The organism is Intrasporangium sp. (assembly GCF_035280925.1).
Lineage (GTDB): Bacteria > Actinomycetota > Actinomycetes > Actinomycetales > Dermatophilaceae > Intrasporangium.
The window spans coordinates 1-2,290 of record NZ_DATEEY010000192.1 but is presented as its reverse complement, the minus strand read 5'-3'; the positions used below and the strand labels follow the sequence as shown (position 1 = coordinate 2,290).

Below are 2,290 nucleotides of genomic sequence, written 5' to 3'. Positions count from 1 at the left end.
GCTCTCCGGACAGGTCACCGAGGCCTTCTGGTACTCCGTCCGGCACGCCCGACCGCTCGCCGTGGGGCTCAACTGTGCACTGGGAGCGGGTGAGCTGCGCCCCTACGTCGCCGAGCTGTCCCGCCTCGCCGACTGCTTCGTCTCAGCGCACCCGAACGCCGGCCTGCCCAACGCCTTCGGCGAGTACGACGAGACGCCGGAGGCGATGGCCCGCGTCATCGGGGAGTTCGCCTCGGCCGGACTCGTCAACATCGTCGGTGGATGCTGTGGCACGACGGCGCCGCACATCGGCGCGATCGCCGAGGCCGCGACCCAGGGGAAGCCGCGGGAGCGAGCCGTCGTCGCCCCCGAACTGCGGCTGTCCGGGCTGGAACCGTGCGTCATCGACTCCGACAGCCTGTTCGTCAACGTCGGCGAGCGTACGAACATCACCGGGTCCGCCCGCTTCCGCCGCCTCATCACCGAGGAGGACTACCCGACGGCGCTCGGTGTCGCCCGCCAGCAGGTGGAGGCGGGTGCCCAGGTCATCGACGTCAACATGGACGAGGGCATGATCGACGGCGTCGCCGCGATGGACCGCTTCCTCAAGCTCGTCGCCTCCGAGCCGGACATCTGCCGGGTGCCCCTCATGATCGACTCCAGCAAGTGGGAGGTGATCGAGGCCGGGCTCAAGGTCACCCAGGGCAAGCCGATCATCAACTCGATCTCCATGAAGGAGGGCGAGGCGAGCTTCCTCGACCACGCGAGGCTGGCCCGCAAGTACGGCGCGGCGGTCGTGGTGATGGCCTTCGACGAGGAGGGTCAGGCCGACAGCCTCGAACGCCGGCAGGAGATCTGTGGCCGGGCCTACCGGCTGCTCGTCGACCAGGTGGGCTTCCCCGCCGAGGACGTCATCATCGACCCGAACATCTTCGCGGTGGCTACCGGGATAGAGGAGCACGCCGCCTACGGCACGGACTTCATCGAGGCCACCCGCTGGATCAAGAAGAACCTCCCCCACGCCCTGGTCTCCGGTGGCGTGTCGAACGTGTCGTTCAGCTTCCGGGGCAACAACGCCGTCCGTGAGGCGATCCACGCCGTCTTCCTCTTCCACGCCATCAAGGCCGGCATGGACATGGGCATCGTCAACGCCGGCGCCCTCCAGCCGTACGACACCGTCGACGTCCGGCTGCGGGACGCCATCGAGGACGTCGTGCTCAACCGGCGCCCGGACGCGACCGAGCGGCTGCTGACCATCGCCGAGGACTACCGCGCGTCCGGGGAGGAGGCGGACCCGGCTGCCGCCGAGTGGCGTTCGCTGCCGGTCCGTGAGCGCATCACCCACGCCCTCGTCAAGGGCATCGACGAGGACGTCGTCGTCGACACGGAGGAGCTGCGGCTCGAGATCGCGGCCGCGGGCGGGCGTCCCCTCGAGGTCATCGAGGGCCCGCTCATGGACGGGATGAACGTAGTCGGCGACCTCTTCGGCGACGGGAAGATGTTCCTCCCGCAGGTCGTGAAGTCGGCGCGGGTCATGAAGAAGGCCGTCGCCCACCTCATCCCGTACATCGAGGCGGAGAAGGACGACGCAGCGAGGAAGCGCAGCAAGGGACTCGTCGTCACGGCCACCGTCAAGGGCGACGTCCACGACATCGGCAAGAACATCGTCGGCGTGGTCCTCCAGTGCAACAACTACGACGTCGTCGACCTCGGGGTCATGGTGCCCACCCAGAAGATCCTCGACACGGCGAAGGACGTCGGTGCCGACATCATCGGGCTGTCCGGCCTCATCACCCCCAGCCTGGACGAGATGGTGCGGGTGGCCGCCGAGATGGAGCGGCAGGAGTTCACCATCCCGTTGCTCCTCGGCGGGGCGACGACGTCGAGGGCGCACACCGCGGTCAAGGTCGACCGCCAGTACAGCGGGCCCGTGGTGTGGGTCAAGGACGCCTCGCGCTCGGTGCCGGTCGTGAGCCAGCTGCTCTCGGACGGTCAGCGTGAGGCGTTCCTCGACGGCGTCACCAAGGACTACGACGCGATCCGCACCCGGCACGCGGCGAAGACCGGCGAGCGGCCCCTCTCGACGTACGAGCAGGCGTGTGCCAACCGGCTTCGGCTGGACTGGGCCGCGCACCGGCCCGTTCGGCCGCACCTCCTCGCCCAGCAGAGTCGCGACCGCTGGTCCGGGCCCACGGACTCGCACTGGCACCGCGCGGCGACGCAGTTCACCCGGGTCTGGGAGGACTTCCCCCTCGGCGAGCTGCGGCCCTACATCGACTGGACCCCCTTCTTCCTCGCCTGGGAGATCAAG

1 protein-coding gene is annotated in these 2,290 nt (G+C 69.1%); it reads left to right on the top strand.

Annotation, left to right across the window (positions count from 1 at the left end):
- Positions 1 to 2,290 (top strand): methionine synthase (metH, locus tag VJN29_RS17510; RefSeq protein ID WP_324144921.1); only part of this gene is annotated, 2,290 nt, incomplete at both ends.